Below are 17607 nucleotides of genomic sequence, written 5' to 3' on the forward strand. Positions count from 1 at the left end.
CCAGGATCTCACCTCACGGAAAAGACTGGCGAACGATTTGCCAGCGGAGCCCGGACCGGCGCCCCCACCAGGGCGGATCGTCGCCGGCCGGGCCCGGCGCGCCCCGGCACCACGCCCCGGGCCGGGCCGAAGCCGCCCTCGGACCGGTCGCGACGGGAGACCCCGGACCGATCGGCAGGGGAGACCTGGGGCGGTATGTCCGACATCGGTGCCTTAGCGTGTTTCCTATGCGTGATCATGAAGATGACGCCGTTCCCCATGGCGGACACGGCCGGCCCCGGACCTGGCCGGAGCGCTGGGCGGCCTTCAAGAGGTCGCCGTTCCTCCCGGCGGTCATCCTGATGTTCATCCTCGCCGCGGCGGCCGGCCTCTTCGCCGGCTCGTACACCTACGCCATGGCCAACCCGGCCCCGCGCCACATCCCCACGGCCGTGGTCACCACCCCCGCCGCCCCGCAGCAGAAGACCTTCGTCGCCGGCATGGAGCAGGCCCTCAACGCCTCCCTGCGGCCGACCGGCTACGCCACCTACGCCGCGGCCCGGGACGCCGTCGACGACCAGCGCGAGTTCGCGGTGCTGCGTGCCCACGGCCGCGGGGTGGAGTTGGACGTATCGGGCGCCTCCGGTGCCTCGGTGGCCCAACTCCTGTCCGAGGCAGCCGCCAAGGTCGGCCCGGCCACCGGCGTGCAGGTCACCGTCCGGGACATCAAGCCACTACAGCACGGCGATCCGCGCGGCCTGGCGCTCTTCTACATCTCCCTGGCGGCCGTGATCATCGGCTTCGTCGGCGCCATCCAGCTCAGCGTGCACGCCCGCGCCCTCAACCCGGTCGAGCGGGTCGCCTTCACCGTGGCCTACGCCCTGCTCGGCGGCTTCGCCATCGCCGCGGTGGCCGACTGGTGGCTGGGTGCGCTCCGGCTGCCGTTCGTCGAGTCCTGGATGATCCTCGCGCTGACCATGTTCACGTCCGGCATGGTCTTCACGATGTTCAACACCCTGATGGGCCGCTGGGCGATGATCCCCACCTGGGGACTGATGGTCCTCCTCGGCAACCCCTCGTCCGGCGGCGCGGTCTCCTGGCCGCTGCTCCCGTCCGTACTCGGCGAGATCGGCCGCTGGCTGCCGCCGGGCGCCTCGGTCAACGCCCAGCACACCGCGGTCTACTTCAGCGGCCACCAGCACGCCTTCCCGTTCCTGGTGCTGGCCGGCTGGTCGGCGCTCTCCTGTGCGGTCTTCTGGGGCTGGCGGCACCGTCACCCGGGCGGCCGCGAACCGGCCCCCGCGCCCGCGCACGCCGCCGACGCCTGAACCTCCCGGCGCCGGGAGGCCCGGTATCCGCACGGGCCCACCAACGGGACGGAATTCCTGACGAGGAAGGCCCCGACGAGAAGCTGATCGAAGACACCGGACACAGCAGAGACACCGGACACAGCAGAAAGAAGAAGGTCCCGGTTCGAAAACGAACCGGGACCTTCTCCCAATGGGTGTGGCTGGGGCCGGGGTCGAACCGGCGACCTTCCGCTTTTCAGGCGGACGCTCGTACCAACTGAGCTACCCAGCCGCAGCGGTCCTGACGGGATTTGAACCCGCGGCCTCCACCTTGACAGGGTGGCGAGCACTCCAAACTGCTCCACAGGACCTTGCATTGTGCGAGGTGGCTTGCACCAGTCTCGCACACGGTAGTGCGTGCCCCCAACGGGATTCGAACCCGTGCTACCGCCTTGAAAGGGCGGCGTCCTGGGCCACTAGACGATGAGGGCTGATGGCCCGCCTTGGCGCCGTTACCGGCTCCGTCGGGGACGTGAGAAGCATATGGGATGGGAGGACCGTTCGCCAAAACGGTTTACCCGGGCCCGTCGGAAGCCGTCGCCGACGGGCCGGCTGACGGGGTGCCGCCCGGTGTTGCGGGCTGGTTCTCGTGGGGCAGATGACGGCTGACCTCGGCCCGCGTCAGACCCAGTCCGCCCAGGGTGATCTCGTCCCACGCCTGGAGTCGTTTGGTGGTGCGGTCCAGATAGAGCACCGAAGCCTGCACGGGCGCGGGCTGCTTGTTCTGGACGGCGCGTAGCCCGCCGCCACCCGTGGAGCCCTCGACCATCAGCCGGGTGCCCTGGGGGAGCGTGCTGATCTCGCGGTGGTGGATGTGGCCGGCCAGGGCCAGCGGGACCAGCCCGTCCGCCTCCGCCGCCGCGGCCGGGTTGTGGGCCAGCGCGATGTCGACCGGGGTGCCGGTCAGCCGCTGGGTGCGCAGCGCGTCGGCGAGCCGGCTGCCGGCGGTGCGCTCGGCCGCGTCGCCGGCCGCCACCACCGAGCGGTCCGGGGTGAACTGCGGGTCGCCGACGCCCGCGATGCGCACCCCGGCCACCTGGGTGACCCGCCCGTCGTCGAGGACGGTGACGTGCTTGCGGCCGGTCAGGTAGCGCTGGGTGCCGCGCGAGTCGTGATTGCCGCGAACCCAGACGTACGGCGCGCCGAGCGTGCTGACCGGGTCCAGGAAGTGGTTCTCGGCGGCCGAGCCGTGGTCCATGGTGTCGCCGGTGTCGATGATCACGTTGATCCGGTACTGCTTCACCAGTGAGGCGATGAGGTGCCAGCTGGCCGGGTTGAGGTGGATGTCGGAGACGTGCAGGACGCGGAGGGTGGTCGGGTCCGGCCGGTAGGCGGGCAGCGTCGAGGCGGTGTCGTAGAGCTTGCTGACGTTGGTGACCAGGCGCGCCAACTCCTTTTGGTAGACGTCGAATTCGCTGACGATGTTGCGGGCGGTGCCGACCACGGACGGGGCGGAGGAGAGCAGTCCGGAGAACCGCGGCTCCAGGACGGACCGGGGGTTCCAGGTGGCGTACGCGGCGGTCCCGGAGGCGGTGAGCAGGGCGAGGGCGAGTCCGCCGGCGGCCAGGGCGCGGCGCGGGCGGCGGTAGACGACCAGGCCCAGCGTGGTGGCGCCGCAGACCACCGCGGTGCAGGAGGTCACCGCCAGGCCGGCGGCGCCGCGGAGCACGTCATGGGTGACCTGCTGCTGGAGGCCGGCGAACCGCTCCGGGTGATCGACCAGCGCGGCGGAGCGGGCCGGGTCCAGCCGGTCCACGTCGACGTCGAGGCGGACGGGGGCGGTGTGGCTGTCCAGTTCCAGGGCGCCCAGGGGTGGGACGGTGATCCGGGTGCCGCCGGTCAGGGAGGGGCGCAGCGCCATGCTGGTGTCCATCGGGCCGACCGGGGCCCGGACGCCGCCGAGGACCAGCAGCCCCAGCCAGGCGCCGAGCGCGCTGACGGCCAACAGGCCGAGGGCCCGGACGTACGGGTGCGCGGGCGGTGCGAGCGTGCTGAGCGGGGTCGTACGGCGGGCGGCGGGCCGTTCCCGTCCGGTGCCGGGCCGGTCGGGTACGGCCGGGTGCCTCCGGCGGCCGGGGAGGCGGGGGCCGGGGAGGCGGAGACGGGGGCGGCCTGGCGGGTCGGGGTGCGGTGTCCGGGAGCGCGCGGCGCGGGCCATTGGTCCCCTATGCCCGCTGTGCCGTCCGTTATGCGGGGCGGGGCGGCTCCGCCCGTGGGACCCGCCGGCGGGGAACGGTGGCGGACAATGGGGGCGTGTTGGAAATGACGCGCGAGGAGTTCGAGGAACTGGTCGCCGAGGCGCTGGACCGGATCCCGCCGGAGCTGACCCGACTGATGGACAACGTGGCGGTCTTCGTCGAGGACGAACCCCCGGCCGACGACCCCGAGCTGCTCGGCCTGTACGAGGGGACGCCGCTGACCGATCGCGGGGAGTGGTACGCGGGTGTCCTGCCGGACCGGATCACCATCTACCGCGGGCCGACGCTGCGGATGTGCGACTCGAAGGAAGACGTGGTCGCGGAGACCGAAGTGACGGTGGTTCACGAGATCGCGCATCACTTCGGGATCGATGACGCGCGGCTGCACGCGCTCGGTTACGGCTGAGGGGCGCGGGGCGGGCCGGAGGGGCGCGCGGGCGGAGGGGGAGCGCGTGTCGGCCCTCGCGTGTCCTCCAATGGGGGACGGGAGTTGGGCAGGGCGTCCGACGCCGTCCCTGCGCTCCGGATCCGGAGGTCCCACCCGTGTACCCGATGCCCCCTCGCCCGCAATCCGCCGTCGATCCGCCCACCATCAGGGCCGCCGCGTCCGGGCCGGCCGGGCGCTCGATGGCGCGGGTCGCGGCCGCCGCGGTGACCGTCTCCGCGCTGGCCGTCTCACTGGCCGGCTGCATGAGCGTCAGCGATCCCGGACACCCCGTGCCGTCGGGCAGCGCCACCCGGCACGGTGACGGGAAGGGGCAGACCCACCGCCCCGGCGGGCTGACCGCCGACGGGCGAGGCGACGGACCGCGGCGGACGGGCCGCGGCGGCCCCGCGCAGCCGGCGGACGGGGACGCCGGGACGGACCGTGAGGGCGATGCCGGGGCGTCGCCGAGCGCCGTGCCGTCCGCGCCGTCGTCGGCGCCCCCGCAGCCGGCCAAGCCGTCCGGCCCGGAGCCGGGGCCGGCCCACGGCGGGACCGGCCCGGTCGGCCCGGGGCCCGCGCAGCCCTCGCCGTCCCGGCCCGCCCATCCGTCGTCCCCGCCCAGTGCGCCGGCCCCCGGCTCGCCGAGTGCCCAGCCGAGCGGGCCGTCGGGCGGACCCCCGTCGCCGGCCGGTGGCGCCCAGGCGTCCGGCCCGTCGCCCTTGCGCCCGAGGTTCTCCCCGAAGTCGTCGTCGGGATCCTCGTCATCCTCGTCGTCCGCAGCGCACTCGTTCGCGCCGGGGGACGGGTCTTCCTCGCTGTCCTCGCCGGTGGCGCCTCAGGTGGAGTGGGACGTCTGAGGGGCGTGGTCCGGGGCCGGGGTGGGCGGGTGGATCGGAGCGCATTTGCCTTGTGGGGGGAAGGGTGCGTATGGTGGTAGATCGTTTGATCCCATTTGCCCGGCGCCCTGAAAAAAGCGCGCCGTGTGGCGCGTTCTCTCCCTTACCGTGGCTGACCGCATAGAGGCGGTCTTTGTGAAATCACACGGAGTTGTGGGCGCGTGCCGAGACTCCGGAAGGTTTCGCATTTCGCATGTCCATTTCCATTGATCAGTCCGCCCTGCCCGCACGCGACGAGCAGCCCGAGCAGGCGGCTCCCGAGACGGTCGAGACCGACGAGGTGACCCCGGCGGTGGACGCCGGCACCGAGGTCGTCGAGCCGGCCGTGGCCGAGGACGTCACCGACGCCGACGATGACGCCGAGGACGGCGACGACCAGACCGTGACCTTCGCGGCCCTCGGGCTCCCCGAGGGCGTCGTCCGCAAGCTCGCGCAGAACGGCGTCACCACCCCGTTCCCGATCCAGGCCGCGACCATCCCGGACGCGCTGGCCGGCAAGGACATCCTGGGCCGCGGCCGCACCGGCTCCGGCAAGACCCTTTCCTTCGGTCTGCCGACCCTGGCCCGGCTGGCCGACGGCCGCACCGAGAAGAAGAAGCCGCGCGCGGTCATCCTCACCCCGACCCGTGAGCTCGCGATGCAGGTCGCGGATGCCCTCCAGCCGTACGGCGACGTCCTCGGCCTGAAGATGAAGGTCGTCTGTGGCGGTACGTCCATGGGCAACCAGATCTACGCCCTGGAGCGTGGCGTCGACATCCTCGTCGCCACCCCGGGCCGACTGCGCGACATCATCAACCGCGGTGCCTGCTCCCTGGCGGACGTCCAGGTCGCCGTCCTCGACGAGGCCGACCAGATGTCCGACCTGGGCTTCCTGCCCGAGGTCACCGAGCTGCTGGACCAGGTGCCCGACGGCGGCCAGCGGATGCTGTTCTCGGCCACGATGGAGAACGAGATCTCCACGCTGGTCAAGCGCTACCTGACCAACCCGGTCAGCCACGAGGTCGACAGCGCCCAGGGCAACGTCACGACCATGACCCACCACGTCCTCGTCGTGAAGCCGAAGGACAAGGCGCCGGTCACCGCGGCGATCGCCGCCCGCAAGGGCCGCACCATCATCTTCGTCCGCACCCAGCTGGGCGCCGAGCGGGTCGCCGAGCAGCTGATCGAGGCGGGCGTGACGGCGGACGCGCTGCACGGCGGAATGACGCAGGGCGCCCGTACCCGGGTGCTCGCGGACTTCAAGGACGGTTACCTCAACGCGCTGGTCGCCACCGACGTCGCCGCCCGCGGCATCCACGTCGACGGCATCGACCTGGTCCTGAACGTCGACCCGGCCGGTGACCACAAGGACTACCTGCACCGCTCGGGCCGTACCGCCCGTGCCGGCCAGTCCGGCACCGTCGTGTCGCTGTCGCTGCCGCACCAGCGTCGGCAGATCTTCCGTCTGATGGAGGACGCGGGCGTGGACGCCTCGCGGCACATCGTCGGCGGCGCCGGTGCCTTCGACGAGGACCTGGCCAAGATCACCGGTGCGCGTTCGCTCACCGAGGTCCAGGCCGAGTCGGCGAACAACACCGCCAAGCAGGCGGAGCGCGAGGTCAGCGTCCTCACCAAGGAGCTGGAGCGGCTCCAGCGCCGCGCCACCGAGCTGCGCGAGGACGCCGACCGGCTGACCGCGCGGGCCGCCCGTGAGCGTGGCGAGGACCCGGCGGAGGCGCTGGCGGCGACCGCCCAGGCGGCCGCGGAGGCGGCGGTCGAGGCGGCCCAGTCGGCCGAGGCCGTGGTGCCGGCGCAGGCCGGGCCGAGCGACCGTCGGTCCTCCGAGCGTCGGGACGACCGTCGTGACGAGCGGCGCGGTGAGCGCCGTGACGAGCGTGGGAACTTCGAGCGGCGGGACCGTCGCGAGGACCGCGGTGGCCGTTCTTTCGAGCGCCGTGACGACCGTCGTGACGACCGGGGTGGCTTCGGCCGGGACCGGGACCGTCGTGACGACCGTGGCAGCTTCAGCCGGGACCGCCGTGACGACCGTGGCGGCCGTTCTTTCGAGCGTCGTGACGACCGTCGTGACGACCGCGGTGGCCGTTCTTTCGAGCGTCGTGACGAGCGCCGTGACGACCGTGGCGGCCGTTCCTTCGAGCGTCGTGACGAGCGTCGCGACGACCGTGGTGGCTTCGGCCGGGACCGTCGGGACGACCGGCGTGACGACCGTGGCGGCTTCCACCGTGACCGCGGTGACCGCCCGGCGGCTCGTCCGTTCAACCGTGACGACCGCGGCGGGCGTCCCTCCGGTGGCTACCGTTCCGGCGGCGGCGACCGCCCGTTCAACCGTGACGACCGCTCCGGCGGTCGGCCGGCCTCCGGCTACCGCCCCGCTGGCGACCGCCCCTCCGGCGACCGCCCCTACGGCCGTCGGGACGACCACCGCGGCTCCGGCAGCGCGCCCAGCTTCGGCCGTCGTGACGACAAGCCGCGCTGGAAGCGCAACGGCTGAGTCGACAGTGGCCGGCGGCGTGGCTGATACCCGCCGATAGGCCGCACGACCTGCGCAGGGCCCGTACCGCACTCAAGTGCCGTACGGGCCCTGTGCGTTGAGGCGCCGCGGGCGCGTTGCGGGCGGGGGCGTCGGCGTGCGGTGCGGTGCGTTGTGGGGCGTGTGGCCGGTCGGGCGCGCGGTGGCCGTGGGCGTCTCGTAGGGGCGCGGCGTACGGCCGTAGCTGGGCAATCGTGGCCGGCGGAGCAGGGCTGCGGCACGCCGTGGATCGGCCAGATCCCTAATGCCTTCGGGCTGCGGCGCGTCCTCCGGCTATGCTGCTCGGTGCGGGCCATTAGCTCAATTGGCAGAGCAGTGGACTTTTAATCCATTGGTTCAGGGTTCGAGCCCCTGATGGCCCACCGAATCCCTCGCAGGACAGGCCGTCTGACCTGCGGTTCAGCGCCTCGACCGGAATGCACCGGCCGGGGCGCTTCGCTTTTCCGGCCGGCTGCGTGCGCGATGCGTGAGGGGTCGGCGTGGCCGGCGCCGTGTCAGATACCGGGCGGGGGCGGGGAATCAGCCGCGTGGTGGTCCCGGGGTGGCGACGTGGTGTGGATCACGAAGGTGATCGGCGCGGGAGCGGGCGCGGCGTGCGCTGTCCTGCCGGGCGAGGGCCCTGGTGGTGCCCCGCCTCGCCCTCACGTGCCGGGTGCCGGCCCTCGGCGCGGGGCACGCCACCTGATCGGCAGGGCGGCGCAGGGCATCCCGCCGCCGGCCTGCCGTTGGAGCGGACGGATACCGCACGAACTCACTAGTGCTGGACTGTGGGGCAGTGGCCGGTCTTGTCGCCGATGGTGTTGATGTCGGCGTTGGACCTGGGGTCTCCGGCGTAGTTGATCTGGTCGGTGCAGCGCATTCCGGGCTTCTTGGGGGTGTTCGAGGGTGCGCCGCTCTTTTCCGGGGTGGGGCAGTGGCCGGTCTTGTCGCCGATGGTGTTGATGTCGGCGTTGGACCTGGGGTCTCCGGCGTAGTTGATCTGGTCCGTGCAGCGCACTCCGGGCTTCTTGGAGGTCTTCGAGGGCGTGCTCTTGGTGGAGCCCTGGGGGGTCTTGGCCGTGGAGCCGGTGGACTGCTGGGCGCTCGCGGAGGCGGATGTGGGCGAGGCGTTGGGGCCGCCGCCCTGGCAGGCGGTGAGCCCGAAGGCGGCGACGGCGATCACCGCGGCGGCGGCGGCCTTGCGGGCGTGGTGGAGTGCGGTGCGGTGCGACATGTTCTTCCCCCGTTGTCTCGACGTGGTGTTCCGGGTGCGTGAGAACAAGACTGCCGGCCGCTGCTGATGCTCTCTCGTCGTACGGCTAACGCCCCACTAACGCCCGCGGTGGACCGTCGAGCCGTCGAGCCGTCGGGTGGGGCCGGCCGCTGATTCATGCGTGGTGCGTATGAGGAGGGCGGGGCGGCTATTTGTTCGGGCCGGATGCCGTACCTAGCGTCATTGGTGAATGACGGAGGAACGGCGTGGACGTTGTCCGTCGGCCCGAGGAGGGGAATCTTGACGACCGAGTGCGTGAATTCTGCTGCGCGTGCAAGTGGTGGGGAAGTGCGGAGTGCACGGCCCGCCGGTAAAGGGAGTGGGCGTGGGGACGGGGCGGGTCGCCGGTGGCGGGCATTCGCCGGGTTGAGCCTCATCAGTTTCCTCGGCTGTATCGACCTCACCATCGTCAATACCGCGGCGCCGGCCATTCAGCGGGATATGGGGGCCACGGTCACTGAACTCCAGCTGATCGTCAATGTCTTCATCGTTGCGCTGTCGATGTTCATGGTGACCATGGGACGGCTGGCCGATCAGCACGGCCGGCGGCGGGTGCTGTACATCGGGACCGCGGTCTTCGGGGTCGCCTCGCTGGCGGCCGGATGCGCGCCGGACGTACGGACGCTGATCCTCTGCCGCTTCGTCCAGGGGGCCGCCTGCGCCGTGCTCTACACCAGCACCGGCGCCCTGGTCTCGGACACCTTCCCGCCGGCGCACCGCGGCAAGGCCATCGGGGCGCTCTACGGCGTCAACGGACTCGGGCTGGCGCTCGGGCCGATGCTGGGCGGATTCATCGTCGGCGGGCTGAACTGGCGCTGGGTGTTCTGGCTGAACGTGCCGCTGACCGTTATCGGGTTGGCGGTGTGCTTTTCCGCGGTACGGGAATCGCGGGGCCGGGCCGCGGATGTCGGAAAGCCGGACTGGCCGGGGCTGACGCTGATCAGCCTCTCCCTGCCCGCGCTCATTCTCGCTCTCACGTTGGGGGATTCGTGGGGGTGGACGTCCGGTCGCATTCTGGGTCTGCTGGGCGCGGGAATGGTCGGTGTCGGGGCGTTCTGTGTCGTGGAGCGGAAGGTGGCGGCGCCTCTCGTCGATTTCCGGCTGTTCGGGAACCGCACCTTCCTCGGCGCGCTCACCGCCGATTTCTCGCTGGCGTTCTTCTACTGCCTGGCGTTCTTCCTGATGCCGCTGTACCTGGTGTCCGTGCGGCATTACGGGGGCACCGCGAGCGGACTGATGCTGCTGCCGTGCACGGCGGTGATGGCGGTGCTGTCGCCCGTGGTGGGGCGGCTGGTGGACCGGTTCCGGCCGCGGCTGCTGCTCTGTGTGGGGTTCGTGGCGTTCGCCCTGTCGGCGGCGTTGCAGGCGCAGTTCACCCGGGACCGCCCGGTCGCCTTCGTGGTGGCGGCGTTCGCGCTGATGGGGATCGGCTGGGCGTTCGTCCTCGGACCGGCCACCGTGGCCGCGCTGTCGGCCGTACCGGAGCGGCTGGCCGGGATGGCGGTCGGCTCGTCGTGGACCTTCCACAACCTGGGCGGGGCGATCGGGTTGGCGGTGGGGATGGCGGTCTACCGCTGGTCGGCGCGGGACGCGCTGGACGCGGCACTCGCCGCGCGCGGCCTGCCGGGTGGGGAGTGGGTGTCGCGGGCCGTGGCCGATCCCGGGGCCGGGGTCGGGCTGCTGCGCGCGCACACCGGGCTGGACGGGCGCGGCGTCGAGGCGCTCTCCGGGGAACTGTTCCTGCAGGGCAACCAGGCGGCGATGTGGCTGCTGTGCGCGGTGGCCGGGGCCGCGTTCCTGGTGATCTGGGTCGGGATGCGGGGGCGGCGCGGGACGTCGGGCGGGGTGCGTAGCGAGGAGGGCGGGGGCGCGGTGGCCGCGTGAGGTGCGGGGGAGCGGTGGGGGCCCGCTGAGGCGCGCGGGAGCGGTGGGGGCGGGCGGTGCCCACCGCTCCCGGTGGGGCCGGGGCGGGGCCGCCTAGGATGCCGATCATGGCGATACCGGGCATCGAGCTGCACCACCTCCGCTGCTACCTGGCCCTCGCCGAGGAGCGTCACTTCACCCGGGCGGCCGACCGCCTCGGCCTCTCCCAGCCCACGGTCAGCCGCACCATCCGCCGCCTGGAGGAACTGCTCGGCTACCGCCTCCTGGAGCGCACCACCCGGCAGGTCACGCTCACCCCGGCCGGCGAGCGGCTGTACGACGAACTCCGCGGGTTGCTGCCCCGTTTGGAGGCGGCCCTCCTCCCGGCGCCGGACGTGCCCCTCTTCCGTATCGGCTTCGCCTGGGGATTTCCGGCCACCTGGCCGCAGGCCGCCATCGAGCGGTTCGAGGCGGAGACCGGGGTCGGGGCGCGGGTCTTCCGACGGGACGCGGCCCTGGCGGGGGTGGACAGCGGCGAGGTCGATATCGCGATCCTGCGCGGGAACATCACCGTGCCGGGCCTGACGGCCGTGACGCTGCTGCACGAGCGGCGGGTCGCCGCCGTATCGGTGCGGTCACCGCTCGCCGCGCGGGACGAGGTCGGTTGGCGGGAGCTGGCCCGTATGCCGTTGGTGCTGAACGAGGTCAGCGGGACGACGGACGGGTCGGACTGGCCGCCGGAGGAACGGCCGGAAATCGCCGCCCGGTGCGGGAACTTCGACGAGTGGCTGGAGGCGGTGGCCGGGAACCGGGGCATCGGGGTCGTACCGGAGTCCATCGGCCGGCAACGGGTGCACCCGTTCATCTCCTTCGTGGCGATCCCCGACGCGCCCCTGATGCCGTTGCAGCTCGTCTTTCCGCGGCACCACGGGCATCCGCTGACCCGGCGCTTCCTCGCCCACGCGCAGGCCACGGTCCATCAGTGCGAGGGCGGGGGGCGGGGGACGGTGCGGGAGCCCGGTGGGGGGAACCCGTAGGGGGTGGGGCGGCCCCAGCCTGCTCCTACCCCGTTCGGCGCAGGAGGACTCGCCGGCCGGCGCCGTGGCGGCAAGCCTTGAAACGGCGTGACGGCCGGAAGCAGTGTGACGGTCGGAAGCAGCGTGACGGTCGGAAACACTGCGCCGGTCGGATGCGGCATGACCAACGCAACGGGATCGATCGGTTCGCCAACGAGGGCGGCCCGGTGGGCCGGGGTCGGAACGGGGAGTGCGGGCGGAGCGCGGCGGTGCCGGACCCGTACCGGGTGCCACCCGGGCGGGCGGAGTGGGAAGAGGCCGGTGCGGATGGTGCGAGGCGGCGGGAACCGCACGGGCGAGGAGGAACGGCGGGCGCGCCGCGCCGCGATGTCCGCGCTCGGTCGCCGGCTGGCGCGCTGGCTCCCCGCCGTCCTGATCGTCGTCGGCGCGCTCTTCGACCTCGCCACGCCGCCCCGGTACACCGCGGCCCCGTTCCTCTCCGCCGCCCCTTTGGTCGCGGCCCCGCTGTACTCCCTACGAGCCACCGCCGGCACAGCCGTGGCCGCCACCGTCACCGAAATCCTTCTCGCCACGTACCACGGGGTCGAGGACTACTACCAGTCCGCCACCGAGGCGATCACGGTCATCGTGGTGGCCCTGCTGGCGCTCGGGATCAACCGGGTCGTCCGGCGCAGCGACGCCCGGCTCGCCTCCGTACGGGACGTCTCGGAGGCCGCCCAACGGGCCGTGCTGCCGGCGCCGCCCGACACCTTGGCCGGTCTCGCGGTCGCCGCGCGCTACGTGGGCGCCCGGGCCGGGGCTCGCATCGGCGGCGACCTGCACGCCATCCAGGACTCCCCGCACGGCGTGCGGATGATCGTCGGCGATGTACGGGGCAAGGGGCTGGAAGCCGTGGAGGCCGCGGTCGTCGTGATCGGCGCCTTTCGGGAGGCGGCGGAACAGGAGGCCACCCTGGAGGCGGTGGCGGGCCGGCTGGAACGGGCGATCAAACGGGAGGGCGGGCGCCGCGCGGGTCTCGACCACCACGAGGGCTTCACCACGGCCGTCCTGGCGGAGGTACCCGCCGGGAACCAGTCCGTGCTCCGCCTCCTGAACCGCGGCCACCCGCCCCCTCTGCTGCTCACCCCGGACGGCGGCCTACGGGAGTTGACCCCGTCCACCGCCGCGCTGCCGCTGGGCCTGAGCGACGTGGCGGGCTGGCCGGACCGCGCGGACGAGACGTTCTTCCCGGCCGGGGCGCTGCTGCTCCTGTTCACCGACGGGGTGACCGAGGCCCGCGACCGGGCCGGCCGGTTCTACGACCCGTGCGCCCGGCTGCGTGGCAGCCAGTACAGCGGGCCCGGTGACCTGTTGGACGTGGTGGTCGAGGACGTTGCCCGGCACACCGGTGGGGGACCCGCGGACGACATGGCGTTGCTGGCGGTCCAGCGGCCCTTGGAGGCGTAGCCGGCGGGCTGGCCTTCGGGACGGCACGGGGTGGGGTGGGTAGCCCGCAGTCCTCACGGACGGGGCGGGAACGGGGGGCACGTCCCCGGCCGGCCCCAGGGCCGGTCGGGGTGGGACCGGCCCGCGCTACGGCAGCGGCGGCCGCAGCCAGTGCACGCTCTGGCCGTGCGGGCCCGTCAGGGCGACCGGACGCTCGTCCACGGCGAGGGTCAGCAGCATCGCGTCCGCCGGCCCGAGGGAACGGTGCTCCGGCGCGGTGATCCACGGCAGCACGCTGTGGTGCTCCTGGGAGATCCAGTGCCCCCCGCCGTCCCGCTCGGCCAGCAGCGACCGGACGAGCCGGGCGAACTCCTCGCGCCGGGCCGGCGGAAGGTAGGTCAGCACCGCGCTCTGGAAGACGACGAGCGTCGCCTCGGGCGGTGCCTGGGCGGCCAGCGCCGGCAGCTCGTCGATCAGGTCACCGCGCACCAGAGTGGGGCGGGGCGACGTCGACACCGCCTCGACGGCCGCCGAGAGCCGCGCCGTACGGGCCTCGTCACCGGGCCATACGAGGGCGCGCAGCCAGCGGAGGTCGTCCGGTTCTCCGACCGGGTCGAGCGGATCCAGGTCGATGCCGCCGCGCCAGACGATCTCGGGCAGCTCGCCGGGCAGCACCGCCGGGCCGTCGTCGCCCCCGGGTGCGACCCCGCTGGTGCGGCAGGTGAAGGTGACCGGGCCGTCCGGGGCACCGCCCTCGACGGGCGCACCGTGGCTCCCATGGCTCCCGTGGCTCCCGTGGCTCCCGTGGCTCCCGTGGTCCCCGTGGCTCGCGTGGTGGCCCTCCTGGACGTACCGGTAGCGGTACCGGTCCGGGTGCAGGCACAGCCCCGCCGACGCCCCGACCTCCAGGAGGGCCAGCGGCTGCGGCAGAGGGGCCAGCAGCGGCAGCAAGGTGGCGCAGCGGGCCGGTTCATTGGTCTGGGTGGAGCGTCGCATGATCACCGCGCGGACCTCGTCCCAGTGCCGGACCGTCCACTCGCGCCAACGCCCGTACGCCGCCTCACCGCGCGGGCCCAACTCCGCGTGCGGACCGTCGAGGTAGCGCACCGCGGCGAGCAGCAGGTTCGGCTGCTGCTTGTTGCCGGCCGGCAGCGAACCCGCCAGCAGTTCGCAGAACTCGTCGTCCTGGCTGATCCGGGCGGACAGTTCCTCGTGCGCGTCGGACTGTCCCCGCGCCTGTTGCCAGGAGAACTCCCGGTACCGATCCGCCACTTCCCGTGGGTTGTTGACGGTGTTCCCGGCGTTTCCGGTGTTCGCGACGTTGACGACCATGAGGCGACGTTATCCTCCTCACGTTCTGTAACTGCGGGGCGTCCCTCCGCATAACGACTCACGCACAATCATCACGAGATCGTTTGACGGGACGGTGCCAACTCGCCCTGTTTGCGGCCGGGCTGGGGGTAAAAGTCCATGCCAGAGCTTCCTCGGGGGGCTTGCGGAACCCCCGTGGATTCGTGGGAACGCTTGGATTTCCCGCACCGTCTCTATTACTGTCCGATAACGGAGCGCGGTCGTCCCAGCCGTCGCCAGTGGCGGCACCGCGCGCCGACGCCGAATCCCGTACGCGCTGCTCCCGCACGTCCAGAACGACCCTTGAGCCACCCTCCCGAGCCGGCTGTTCGCGCGGCGCGACCGGTGTCCCCGATCCGTGTCCTCGACCCGAGTCGAGTCGCCCGGATCGACCGGTTCCGAGGGGCCTGTCGGATCCGCCTGGAATTGCTGGGAATTGAGTCGAGGGAACCGGGGAACCACCCTCTTGGGGTGAATCGGGCGCCTCTCGCCAGGGGGCGCTCGTAGGAGACCTTCCTGCTCCGAACCCGTCAGCTAACCCGGTAGGCGAGAAGGAAGGAAAGGAGTGCGCCCCCGTGGCGTCCAATAGGCCCGCCCCCCATGCTCCGTCCGCGTACGGCCTTGGTGGCCCCGCCGACTTCGGCGGCTCGGTCGGCTTCGGCGGCCCCGCCGGGCTCGGTGGTCCCACCGGCCTCGCTGTTCCCACCGCTGCCAGCGTTCCCACTGCTGTTAGTGATCCCATCGCTGCTGGTTCTCCCGCTGGTGTCGGTGCTCCCACTGCTCCCACTGCTCCCACTGGTGTCGGTGCTCCCGTTGACTCGGCTCAAGTCCAGCCGTCCTACGGGGAGTTGTTCGACCGGCGTCCGCACCAGGGCGCGTTCTCCCACGACCTGCTGGTCCCGGACCCGCTGCCCCAGGGGGCGCCGTCCCCGGGCGTGCCGTCCCCGGGCGTGCCGGTGGCGGGCTCGCTGCCCGGTGGGGAGCCGGCGCTCGGCCTCGAAGGCGAGGGCGTCGATGGTGAGGGCGCCGACGTGGAGGGGTCCCCGGTCGACGAGTTGGGTGTCGGCGACGGGGCGGCCCGCTCGGTCCGCGGCAAGCACCGGGTGGCCAAGCAGCGCGGCGGTGGTCTGGCGCGCGGCGGCACGGTGCTGGGCGTCGGCGTGATCGCGGCGGTCGGCGCGAGCGGGGTGGCCGCGGCCGAGGACCGGCCGCCGGTGCCGATATCGATGCCCGACCCCGGTGGGCTGGTCGATGACGCCGCCGGCGCGCACCAGGACGCCGCGTCCCGCCCCGGCACCAGCCCGTTGGCCGCCGGCGGCGGTGTCGCGCACGCCCCGACGGCCGCCGCCACGGCCGCCACTTCGGCGGTCTCCGCCCCCTCCAGCCCCTCCGCACCCCTCTCCCAGGCCGGTGCCGCCCCTGGTGACGGCGCGCAGGGCGCGGCCGAGGCGCTGCGCCACCGCATCCTCCAGCAGGCCGACGGCCGGCCGGGCGCCGCGGAGCAGACCGCCGTCCCCCAGGTGACCCACGACACGGGCGCCCAGCAGGGGACCGCGGAGCGGGCCGCGGCGGGCGAGGAGAAGCCGGCGACAGCGGCGGAAACGGCGACGGCGACGCAGCCGGCAGCCGGATCGGAAGCTGAATCGGAAGCCGGATCGGAAGCTGGATCGGCAGCCGAGCCTCAGGCAGGGGTGGAAGCCGCGCCCCAGGCGACGCCGGAAGCCGCGCCTCGCACGGCGCCGGAAGCCCGTCCGGCGCCGCAGGCCGACCGGCCCACCGACGCGGCGAAGCCCTTCGTCGCCCCAGTCTCCTCGTACACCCTCACCGCCGGCTTCGGGAAGGCCGGCGACCCCTGGGCCGCGGACCACACCGGCCAGGACTTCACGGCCCCAACGGGCACGCTGGTCATGGCAGTTCACGACGGGACCATCACCCAGGCGGGCTGGGCCGGCGGCTACGGCTACCGCATCGTCCTCACCCTCGACGACGGCACGGAGCTCTGGTTCTGCCACCTGTCCTCGATGGTCAAGACGACGGGCCGGGTCCACACGGGCGACGTCATCGGTCGCGTCGGCGCCACCGGGAGCGCCACCGCTCCGCACCTCCACCTGGAGGTTCGCCCGGGCGCCGGCGCGCCGACGGATCCGCTGCCCTGGCTGCGCGGCCACGGGGTCACCGTCTGATCGATCCGGCCGGCTGCCCACGCCCCGTGGGCAGCCGCCGGGGAGCGCCGCCGGTCTCGGCCGCGGGGAACAACTCCCGCTGTGCCAACGTTGTTACCGATCATGAACGTGACACACGCCCAGAGCTCAGCCCCCACTCCCAAGTCGCTCGGTTCGCTGTCCGTCTCCCCGCTCTGCCTCGGAGGCAACGTCTTCGGCTGGACCGCCGACGAGGCCGAATCCTTCGCCGTCCTCGACGCCTACGTGGCCGGCGGCGGAAACTTCATCGACACCGCCGACGCCTACTCCTACTGGGTGCCCGGCAACAAGGGCGGTGAGTCCGAAACCGTCATCGGCAACTGGCTGGCGGCCCGCGGCAACCGCGACGACGTCGTGATCGCCACCAAGGTCGGCGCCCAGCACGACCTCAAGGGCCTGTCCGCCGCCACCATCAAGACCGCCGTCGACCTCTCCCTGAGCCGCCTCCGTACGGACTACATCGACCTCTACTACACCCACTACGACGACGAATCGGTCGAGGTGAGCGAGTTCCTGACCGCCCTCGACGACCTCGTCCGGGCGGGTAAGGTCCGGGAGATCGCCGCGTCCAACATCTCCGCGCAGCGCCTACAGGAGTCGCTGGACTTCTCCGACCGCGAGGGCGTGGCCCGCTACGTCGCCGTCCAGCCGCACTACAACCTGGTCTCCCGCGACACCTACGAGGGCGAACTCGCCGACGTGGCCGCCCGCAACGGCATCGCCGCGGTCCCGTACTACGCCCTCGCCTCCGGCTTCCTGACCGGCAAGTACCGCCCGGGCGGCAGCATCGACAGCGCCCGCACCGGGAAGGCCGCCAAGTACCTGGAGACCGACCGCGGCCGCCGCGTCCTTCAGGCCCTCGACACCGTCGCCGCGGCCCACGACGCCGAGGTGTCCACCGTCGCCATCGCCTGGCTCGCCGCCCAGCCCACCGTGGCGGCCCCCATCGCCAGCGCCCGCACCCTGACCCAGCTCCCGGCCCTGCTGGCCGTCACCGAACTCGCCCTCACCGACGTCGAAGTGGCCCTCCTCACGGAGGCATCCGCCTGACGCAGCCCGGTGTGCGGGGGCCCTACGGTCCCCGCACACCGCAACGGTGT

At 72.9% G+C, this 17607-nt stretch carries 12 protein-coding genes, 4 tRNA genes and 1 riboswitch; of the genes, 10 read left to right on the forward strand and 6 right to left on the reverse strand.

What is annotated here, in order from left to right:
- The first annotated feature begins 227 nt into the window (after window positions 1-227).
- Window positions 228-1307, forward strand: a complete 1080-nt coding sequence (locus tag ACO0M4_RS20230; RefSeq protein ID WP_430372169.1) for an ABC transporter permease — start codon at window positions 228-230, stop codon at window positions 1305-1307.
- Between the two features lie 179 nt (window positions 1308-1486).
- On the opposite strand, the gene ACO0M4_RS20235 is transcribed toward ACO0M4_RS20230, so the two are convergent.
- The 4 genes from ACO0M4_RS20235 to ACO0M4_RS20250 form a co-directional block, all read right to left on the reverse strand.
- Window positions 1487-1560 (reverse strand) — tRNA-Phe (locus ACO0M4_RS20235).
- A gap of 4 nt (window positions 1561-1564) precedes the next feature.
- Window positions 1565-1639 (reverse strand) — tRNA-Asp (locus ACO0M4_RS20240).
- A gap of 47 nt (window positions 1640-1686) precedes the next feature.
- Window positions 1687-1759: transfer RNA gene (locus tag ACO0M4_RS20245), tRNA-Glu, on the reverse strand.
- An 83-nt stretch (window positions 1760-1842) separates the two neighbouring features.
- On the reverse strand, window positions 1843-3486 hold the full coding sequence (locus ACO0M4_RS20250) for a metallophosphoesterase (RefSeq protein ID WP_430372171.1): 1644 nt from the start codon (window positions 3484-3486) through the stop codon (window positions 1843-1845).
- A gap of 95 nt (window positions 3487-3581) precedes the next feature.
- Between ACO0M4_RS20250 and ACO0M4_RS20255 the strand changes: the two genes are divergently transcribed.
- The 4 genes from ACO0M4_RS20255 (at window position 3582) to ACO0M4_RS20270 (ending at window position 7741) form a co-directional block, all read left to right on the forward strand.
- Window positions 3582-3932, forward strand: coding sequence for a metallopeptidase family protein (locus tag ACO0M4_RS20255; protein WP_430372173.1), 351 nt, complete (start codon window positions 3582-3584; stop codon window positions 3930-3932).
- Window positions 3933-4078: 146 nt separating this feature from the next.
- Window positions 4079-4810: a hypothetical protein gene (locus ACO0M4_RS20260; protein ID WP_430372175.1), complete on the forward strand. Its 732-nt coding sequence runs from the start codon at window positions 4079-4081 to the stop codon at window positions 4808-4810.
- 232 nt (window positions 4811-5042) lie between these two features.
- On the forward strand, window positions 5043-7340 hold the full coding sequence (locus ACO0M4_RS20265) for a DEAD/DEAH box helicase (protein WP_430372176.1): 2298 nt from the start codon (window positions 5043-5045) through the stop codon (window positions 7338-7340).
- 328 nt (window positions 7341-7668) lie between these two features.
- Window positions 7669-7741 (forward strand) — tRNA-Lys (locus ACO0M4_RS20270).
- 392 nt (window positions 7742-8133) lie between these two features.
- Here ACO0M4_RS20270 and ACO0M4_RS20275 read toward each other — a convergent pair.
- Window positions 8134-8592 (reverse strand): hypothetical protein, encoded by a 459-nt coding sequence (locus ACO0M4_RS20275; protein ID WP_430372178.1) that lies wholly within the window; start codon window positions 8590-8592, stop codon window positions 8134-8136.
- A 405-nt stretch (window positions 8593-8997) separates the two neighbouring features.
- On the opposite strand from ACO0M4_RS20275, the gene ACO0M4_RS20280 reads away from it, so the two are divergent.
- From ACO0M4_RS20280 to ACO0M4_RS20290, 3 genes are all read left to right on the forward strand, one after another.
- On the forward strand, window positions 8998-10515 hold the full coding sequence (locus ACO0M4_RS20280) for an MFS transporter (RefSeq protein WP_430372180.1): 1518 nt from the start codon (window positions 8998-9000) through the stop codon (window positions 10513-10515).
- A gap of 107 nt (window positions 10516-10622) precedes the next feature.
- A complete protein-coding gene (locus ACO0M4_RS20285; protein WP_430372181.1) occupies window positions 10623-11531 on the forward strand; it encodes a LysR family transcriptional regulator in 909 nt (302 codons plus the stop codon).
- A gap of 306 nt (window positions 11532-11837) precedes the next feature.
- Window positions 11838-12977: a PP2C family protein-serine/threonine phosphatase gene (locus ACO0M4_RS20290; protein WP_430373866.1), complete on the forward strand. Its 1140-nt coding sequence runs from the start codon at window positions 11838-11840 to the stop codon at window positions 12975-12977.
- A 126-nt stretch (window positions 12978-13103) separates the two neighbouring features.
- On the opposite strand, the gene ACO0M4_RS20295 is transcribed toward ACO0M4_RS20290, so the two are convergent.
- Window positions 13104-14288, reverse strand: a complete 1185-nt coding sequence (locus ACO0M4_RS20295) for a DUF2332 domain-containing protein (protein WP_430372183.1) — start codon at window positions 14286-14288, stop codon at window positions 13104-13106.
- 435 nt (window positions 14289-14723) lie between these two features.
- A riboswitch (cyclic di-AMP (ydaO/yuaA leader) is annotated at window positions 14724-14870 on the forward strand.
- A 284-nt stretch (window positions 14871-15154) separates the two neighbouring features.
- On the opposite strand from ACO0M4_RS20295, the gene ACO0M4_RS20300 reads away from it, so the two are divergent.
- Together ACO0M4_RS20300 and ACO0M4_RS20305 are read left to right on the forward strand one after the other, a co-directional pair.
- Window positions 15155-16489, forward strand: coding sequence for a peptidoglycan DD-metalloendopeptidase family protein (locus ACO0M4_RS20300; protein WP_430372184.1), 1335 nt, complete (start codon window positions 15155-15157; stop codon window positions 16487-16489).
- Window positions 16490-16591: 102 nt separating this feature from the next.
- Window positions 16592-17557 (forward strand): aldo/keto reductase, encoded by a 966-nt coding sequence (locus tag ACO0M4_RS20305; protein ID WP_430372185.1) that lies wholly within the window; start codon window positions 16592-16594, stop codon window positions 17555-17557.
- Window positions 17558-17607: the final 50 nt, after the last annotated feature.

Source organism: Streptomyces sp. RGM 3693 (assembly GCF_050471125.1).
In the GTDB taxonomy this organism is placed as follows: domain Bacteria; phylum Actinomycetota; class Actinomycetes; order Streptomycetales; family Streptomycetaceae; genus Streptomyces.

Excerpts from the sequence above, each read along its gene's own strand:
- ACO0M4_RS20230 (WP_430372169.1), top strand. The coding sequence starts at position 228 with ATGCGTGATCATGAAGATGACGCCGTTCCCCATGGCGGACACGGCCGG.
- ACO0M4_RS20250 (WP_430372171.1), bottom strand. The coding sequence starts at position 3,486 with ATGGCCCGCGCCGCGCGCTCCCGGACACCGCACCCCGACCCGCCAGGC.
- ACO0M4_RS20260 (WP_430372175.1), top strand. The coding sequence starts at position 4,079 with ATGCCCCCTCGCCCGCAATCCGCCGTCGATCCGCCCACCATCAGGGCC.
- ACO0M4_RS20265 (WP_430372176.1), top strand. The coding sequence starts at position 5,043 with ATGTCCATTTCCATTGATCAGTCCGCCCTGCCCGCACGCGACGAGCAG.
- ACO0M4_RS20275 (WP_430372178.1), bottom strand. The coding sequence starts at position 8,592 with ATGTCGCACCGCACCGCACTCCACCACGCCCGCAAGGCCGCCGCCGCC.
- ACO0M4_RS20285 (WP_430372181.1), top strand. The coding sequence starts at position 10,623 with ATGGCGATACCGGGCATCGAGCTGCACCACCTCCGCTGCTACCTGGCC.
- ACO0M4_RS20290 (WP_430373866.1), top strand. The coding sequence starts at position 11,838 with ATGGTGCGAGGCGGCGGGAACCGCACGGGCGAGGAGGAACGGCGGGCG.
- ACO0M4_RS20295 (WP_430372183.1), bottom strand. The coding sequence starts at position 14,288 with ATGGTCGTCAACGTCGCGAACACCGGAAACGCCGGGAACACCGTCAAC.
- ACO0M4_RS20305 (WP_430372185.1), top strand. The coding sequence starts at position 16,592 with ATGAACGTGACACACGCCCAGAGCTCAGCCCCCACTCCCAAGTCGCTC.